The following is a 6,545-nucleotide window of genomic DNA, read 5'->3' on the forward strand; positions in this document are numbered from 1 at the left end:
ATAATCACTTAAAATTTCATGCAAATGACCTATTGATAGGATAAGGCTAATTTCCCTTTGGATTATTATATAATTGAATTAAAATCAATATTAATCGATAAATTTTTAAAAAATAATAATATTTTCTTGAAAAAAGAAAGGGTTTTTATCGTTTTTTGTCTAATTTTTTATATAGGCCTTTGACTCATTGAAAGCGGTGATAAATATTGAACTCAATGTCTGGATCGATTCATTCTGTTGAAGAGAAATTAATTAAGTTTCTAGAGGAAACAGAAGAGGACTTTTTATCATTATGGAAAGAAAGCATCATTTTACGCGAAGATGATATTTTTAAAGATAGAGTGAGTGGGAACGGGCATCAAATGTACTTATTGGTGAAAAAATCATTGAAAAGCTCTATCAAAGATGAAGAGATAAAAGAGTTAGCCTATAAAGTGGCGAAGGAACGGGTCCTTAGTAAGAGTAATATTGGTGAATTTGTTTACAATGTAAATGTTGGGAGAAGCACGGTTATAAAGTATATTATTAAATCTGGAATTTCAATTGACGATTTACAGCCAATTATTAACAGAATAAATGATCATTTTGATCGTTATTGTTATCATGCTGTTACTAGATATACTGAATTAAAAGATATTGAAATAAAAGAGAAAATGGTGTTTGTTAATCAATCTCATAAAGACCGGTTATCCCTGCTTGGGCAAATGTCCTCTAGCTTTGTACATGAATTTCGAAATCCCCTTACATCAGTTATGGGCTTTGTAAAGTTGTTAAAAAATGAAAATCCCGCTTTAAAGTATATGGACACAATAGAGCATGAACTTGATCAGTTAAAATTTAGAATCACTCAATTCTTGCATGCATCTAAGCTGGAAGTAGCTGATAAGAATAAAGAAGAAATATTGGTTAAGAAGCTTTTCGATGAAATCACAGCGTTTCTTTATCCCAGCATTGTCGATGGTGATGTGAAGTTATCAATGACAATAGATCCTACCTGTACAATTGTTGCAGTAAAAGATGAAATCAAACAAGTATTAGTCAATATAATCTTAAATTCAATAGATGCTTTAAAACATAATAACTCAATTGATCGTAAACTATGTATTAAAAGTGAAGCAAAGCAAGGGTCTATTCTGTTTAATATTACAAATAACGGACCAGAAATCCCGGAAGAAACAAAAGAAGCAATCTTTGAGCCCTTTTATACTACTAAGAGTCTAGGAACAGGAATCGGATTATATGTGTGTAAATCTCTGATTGAAAAGCATAATGGAACGATATATTGTGAGTCATACAAGAATAAAACCTCATTTATCATCACACTTCCTATAAATGAAAAGAAACCGACCGTAGATTAAACAGAGAGGTCGGTTTTTTTATTGTTTTTGTAGGGTTAAGAATTCAACACATTGTAAAGCTTTTACAATATGGAAAAAGTAAAATTTCTAATAATTTAGTGTTTTATATATTTATCTTTACAACTATTTCGTGTATACTAGTCATTGTTACAAATGTTCATTATGAGTTGAACGAAATTTCTTGAGAAGGGGTAACGATAATGAAAATAGGTGTAGTTCATTTTGGTTGTGCTTCAGCAGGTGCAACAGAGATCGTTCGTACCCTAGTAGAAGAAGCATCTATTCAAGGGAACAAGGTTTACGGCATTGAATGGGATTCTTCAACAAATAAGATACAACAAACTGAATTTGACAGAAATTCACTTCATACATTTGGCTTTAATCGGTATAGGTTGAATCGATTTTCTATTAATATATGGAACGAACAGCTAGATAAGATTGCAAGTGAATTATCTGAGCTTGATCAGGTTATTTTATTAGGGGACACAAAAGCTAATTTGGACCATTTTTCATCTAAACTACTGCTAGTACCTGTTAGTTATTATAATAATGTTAGTGGTTCACAAGCTACATTAGGTTATGATACAGCATTAAATTCAATTGTTGAAAGCATTGAAAGTGTTAGGGACACAGCTAGTTCATTATCGTATGGAAAGGTTCGCGTCTTTAATGTTCAAATTCCTGGAGTTGAGTCAACAAAGTTAGTAAATGACACAGCATTGGCAGTTGATGCTGAGGTTGTAGATCAAGTGAACAATGATGTGGTAAATCGCTTAAAGCTGCATATTAGATACAAGGAAGCAAATAAAGAAGGATACACCTTTTTTGTCATGGATAGCTCTGTAGACCCAATGGAATTAGGAAAGCATTTTGAAGAGTTTGATCTTGATTGGAAGGCTGTTGTGATCGATGAGTCACAATGTGGCGGGCCTTATCCTACTGCCGTTGATCGACTTCTTGCTAATCAATTAAAAAGATCAGTTGTAGAATGGGTTAGGTCAAATCACAAATCAGGTCAATTACTCATCAAAGATAATAAAGTCATTTTAAGTGAATTGAAACAATCGGAGGGAATAAAATGAGTGAATTAACACAAACAGAAAAGTTATCAATTGAGACAATCCGTACTTTGTCAATTGACGCGATTGAAAAGGCAAATTCAGGACATCCAGGAATGCCAATGGGGGCAGCTCCTATGGCTTATACGTTATGGACAAAATTTATGAATGTAAATCCATCAAACCCAAGCTGGTTTAATAGAGATCGTTTTGTTTTATCAGCAGGTCATGGTTCTATGTTACTTTATAGCCTTCTTCACCTAACTGGTTATGATCTATCAATGGATGATTTAAAAGAATTTAGGCAATGGGGAAGTAAAACACCAGGACATCCTGAGTTTGGTCACACACCAGGTGTAGATGCAACAACAGGTCCACTTGGACAAGGGATTGCAATGGCAGTAGGTATGGCAATGGCTGAGCGTCATTTAGCAGAAACTTACAACAAGCCTTCATATAATGTAGTGGATCACTATACTTACGCAATCTGTGGTGATGGAGACTTAATGGAAGGTATTTCTTCTGAAGCAGCATCATTAGCAGCTCACTTAAAACTAGGTCGTCTAGTTGTATTATATGATTCAAACGATATTTCATTAGATGGTGATCTTGATCGCTCATTCTCTGAAAATGTTGAACAACGTTTCACAGCACAAGGCTGGCAAGTTATTCGCGTTGAAAACGGAAATGACTTGAACGAAATTTCAGCAGCAATTGAACAAGCTAAACAAGATTTAGATCGTCCAACATTAATTGAGGTAAAAACAACAATTGGTTTTGGTTCACCAAACAAATCAGGTAAATCAGCTTCTCACGGTTCTCCACTAGGTGCGGATGAAATTAAATTAACGAAAGCTGCATACGATTGGACATTTGAAGAAGACTTCCATGTTCCAGGTGAAGTTTATGACCACTTTAACAAAACTGTCCATGAAGCTGGAAAAGCGAAAGAAGAAGAGTGGAATTCTTTAGTAGCAGCATATGAACAAGAGTTTCCTGAGTTAGGAAAACAATTCAAACATGCAGTAAGCGGTGAGCTTCCAGAAGGTTGGGATCAACACATTCCAGTTTACGAAGAAGGATCTAGCCTAGCATCTCGTGCTTCTTCTGGTGAAGTATTAAATGGAATTGCACAAGGTCTTCCATCATTCTTTGGTGGTTCAGCAGACTTAGCAGGTTCTAACAAAACAACAATTAGTGGTAGCGGTGACTTCACAAGCGAAGATTACAGCGGTCGCAACATCTGGTTCGGTGTTCGTGAATTTGCAATGGGTGCTGCATTAAATGGTATGGCGTTACATGGTGGCCTTCATGTGTTCGGTGGGACATTCTTTGTATTCTCAGATTACCTACGTCCAGCAATTCGTCTTGCAGCTCTTATGAACTTACCAGTAACATATGTGTTTACACATGACAGTATTGCTGTTGGTGAAGATGGCCCTACACATGAGCCAATCGAGCAGCTTCCATCATTACGTGCAATGCCTAATCTTTCTGTTGTACGTCCAGCTGATGGAAATGAAACAGCAGCAGCTTGGAAAACTGCAATTGAGTCAACATCTACTCCAACTGCACTTGTATTAACTCGTCAAAACTTAAAAACAATTAAGGGTACGAACGAAACAGCTTATGAAGGTGTGAAAAAAGGAGCATATGTGATCTCACCAGCTAGTAAAGAAACAGCAGATGTTCTTTTACTAGCATCAGGTTCTGAGGTTGGTTTAGCAATAGAAGCACAACAAGTATTAGCTCAAGAAGGTATTGAAGCAGCTGTTGTGAGTATGCCAGCTTGGGATCGCTTCGAAGCACAAACTCAGGAATACAAGCGTTCTGTTCTTCCAAAAGAAGTGAAGAAACGCCTTGCAATTGAAATGGCTTCTCCACTTGGATGGGATCGTTACACTGGAGATGAAGGAGATATCTTAGCAATCAATACATTTGGTGCTTCAGCTCCTGAAAAACGTATTCTAGCTGAATACGGCTTTACAGTTGAAAACGTAGTAGCGCGAGTTAAAAAGTTAATCCAAGAATAAGATAGAACATGTAGAGGCTGACTGACAGAAATGGATGTCAGCCTGTTGTATGTTATTATCGCAAGAAAAAAAGTCTAATTAATTAGGTGCAGAAAATGGAAAGAGATAAGCTTAATAAAATCATTGAAGCTGCTAGACTTTACTATCAATTAGATTATAGTCAGCAAGAGATTGCAAAAAAATTAGACGTTTCCAGACCAACTGTTTCCAGATTGCTTAAACAAGCCAAGGATTCCGGAATTGTTGAGATTACCATCCATAATCCTGTTGAGGCTGGTGAACAATTGACGGAGCGATTAAGAGAAAAGTTCGGCCTAAAAGAAGTGATTGTTGTCTCTATGTCTGAACATGACAATACGAATATAAAAAAACAGCTAGGTGAGGTTGCAGCTGACTATCTAAATAAAATTGTGAAAGATTATGATGTGATTGCAACATCGTGGGGTACGACAATTTATGAAGTTGCAACAAGGCTGAAGCAAAGACCCTTAAGCCATACAACAATCGTTCAGCTGAATGGTGGGGTTAGCCATTCAGAGACAAAGACATATGCGTCAGAAATCATTCATTTGTTTGGTGAAGCTTATAATACTCAAACCTTTTTGTTACCGTTACCAGCAATTGTTGATCATATTGTGGTGAAGCAAGCAATTGAAGCAGATCGACATATTCATAAAATTCTCAACCTTGGTCAACAGGCGAATATCGCCATATTTAGTGTTGGGACACCTGTTGTAGATTCTGTTCTTTTACAAGCTGAGTATCTATCAAAGGAAGATCAACATTTAATTCAGTCTAGAGCAGCTGGAGAAATTTGTTCTAGATTTTTTGATAAGAATGGTGAGATTTGTGTAGAAAGTCTAAACAATCGAACGATCGGTATAGAACTCCATGAATTAGCCAAAAAAGAGAAATCGATATTGGTTGCGGGTGGATCTAAAAAGCTAGAAGCTATATACGGAGCACTAAAAGGGAAATATGCAAATGTGTTAATTACAGATCAACATACAGCAAGCTTGTTGATCGAAATGGATGTCTAGTTTAATCATTTGTTTTATTTGGATCGTTAAGGTATCGTGAAACTATGAATAAGGAGGGAGAAGTACATGAGACTTTCAGGCAAAAAAATACTAAGCTTTGTGCATGAAGATTTTGAAGACTTGGAGCTTTGGTACCCAATTCATCGATTACGTGAAGAAGGAGCCACTGTTCATTTAGCAGGTGAAGATGCAAACTTTACTTATAAAGGAAAATACGGAGTTCCGGCTACTTCTGATTTTCAATTTCAAGATATTAATCCGAACGACTATGACGCATTACTCGTTCCAGGCGGTTGGGCTCCTGATAAGCTTCGACGCTTTAAGGAAGTAATCGAGATTGTTCAGCATATGGAAGAAAATCAAAAACCAATTGGTCAAATCTGTCATGCTGGCTGGGTATTGATCTCTGCGAAGATTTTGAACGGAAAAACTGTGACAAGCACACCTGGAATCCGTGATGATATGGAAAATGCCGGTGCCAAGTGGCTTGATGAACCTGTTGTTGTCGACGGTCACCTAGTGTCAAGTCGTCGCCCACCTGATCTGCCGGACTATATGAGAGAATTTATTAAGGTGTTAGAGGATAAATAATGTACGTGAAAAGCCCCCTTTTGTTTTAAAAAGGGGGCTTTGTTTGTATAGGACTAGTATTGCTTACAGTCTCTATGGGGACAGGAATTGTTCTAAATAAATTGCGTCTCGAAACAGAGAGAATCGGAACAAAAATCGAAGTGGGGAGAGAAAATGAGTGAATCGGGACAGAAAACAGAAGCGAGCAGTTAATTGAGTCTCGATAGTGGCAGAATCGGGACAGAAATCAGAAGCGAGCAGTTAATTGAGTCTCGATAGTGGCAGAATCGAGACAGAAAGCAGAAGCGAGCAGTCAATTGAGTCTCGATAGTGGCAGAATCGAGACAGAAAGCAGAAGCGAGCAGTTAATTGAGTCTCGATAGTGGCAGAATCGGGACAGAAAGCAGAAGCGAGCAGTTAATTGAGTCTCGATAGTGGCAGAATCGGGACAGAAAGCAGAGCGGGAAGATTAAGTCCGTATAATTG

The 6,545-nt window shown here is 37.1% G+C and carries 5 protein-coding genes; all 5 read left to right on the forward strand.

What is annotated here, in order from left to right; genetic code table 11:
• Positions 1–215 precede the first annotated feature (215 nt).
• Entirely contained in the window at positions 216–1,358 is a 1,143-nt protein-coding gene (locus COD11_RS22210; protein ID WP_176551199.1) for a histidine kinase N-terminal domain-containing protein, read from the forward strand.
• Between the two features lie 200 nt (positions 1,359–1,558).
• Complete coding sequence (locus COD11_RS22215; protein WP_098799087.1) at positions 1,559–2,440, forward strand: 6-phosphofructokinase; 882 nt, start codon at positions 1,559–1,561, stop codon at positions 2,438–2,440.
• Positions 2,437–4,449, forward strand: a complete 2,013-nt coding sequence (tkt, locus tag COD11_RS22220) for a transketolase (RefSeq protein WP_098799088.1) — start codon at positions 2,437–2,439, stop codon at positions 4,447–4,449. Before COD11_RS22215 ends, tkt begins: the two co-directional genes overlap by 4 nt.
• Before the next feature lie 95 nt (positions 4,450–4,544).
• A complete protein-coding gene (locus tag COD11_RS22225; RefSeq protein ID WP_098799089.1) occupies positions 4,545–5,489 on the forward strand; it encodes a DNA-binding transcriptional repressor DeoR in 945 nt (314 codons plus the stop codon).
• Between the two features lie 66 nt (positions 5,490–5,555).
• On the forward strand, positions 5,556–6,080 hold the full coding sequence (locus COD11_RS22230) for a type 1 glutamine amidotransferase domain-containing protein (RefSeq protein WP_098799090.1): 525 nt from the start codon (positions 5,556–5,558) through the stop codon (positions 6,078–6,080).
• The last annotated feature ends 465 nt before the right edge of the window (positions 6,081–6,545 follow it).

Source organism: Bacillus sp. AFS040349, assembly GCF_002577655.1.
Lineage (GTDB): Bacteria > Bacillota > Bacilli > Bacillales > Bacillaceae > Metabacillus.

What these genes read in the sequence shown, in the direction of transcription:
- COD11_RS22210 (WP_176551199.1), top strand. Translation starts at nt 216, where the DNA reads ATGTCTGGATCGATTCATTCTGTTGAAGAGAAATTAATTAAGTTTCTA.
- COD11_RS22215 (WP_098799087.1), top strand. Translation starts at nt 1,559, where the DNA reads ATGAAAATAGGTGTAGTTCATTTTGGTTGTGCTTCAGCAGGTGCAACA.
- tkt (WP_098799088.1), top strand. Translation starts at nt 2,437, where the DNA reads ATGAGTGAATTAACACAAACAGAAAAGTTATCAATTGAGACAATCCGT.
- COD11_RS22225 (WP_098799089.1), top strand. Translation starts at nt 4,545, where the DNA reads ATGGAAAGAGATAAGCTTAATAAAATCATTGAAGCTGCTAGACTTTAC.
- COD11_RS22230 (WP_098799090.1), top strand. Translation starts at nt 5,556, where the DNA reads ATGAGACTTTCAGGCAAAAAAATACTAAGCTTTGTGCATGAAGATTTT.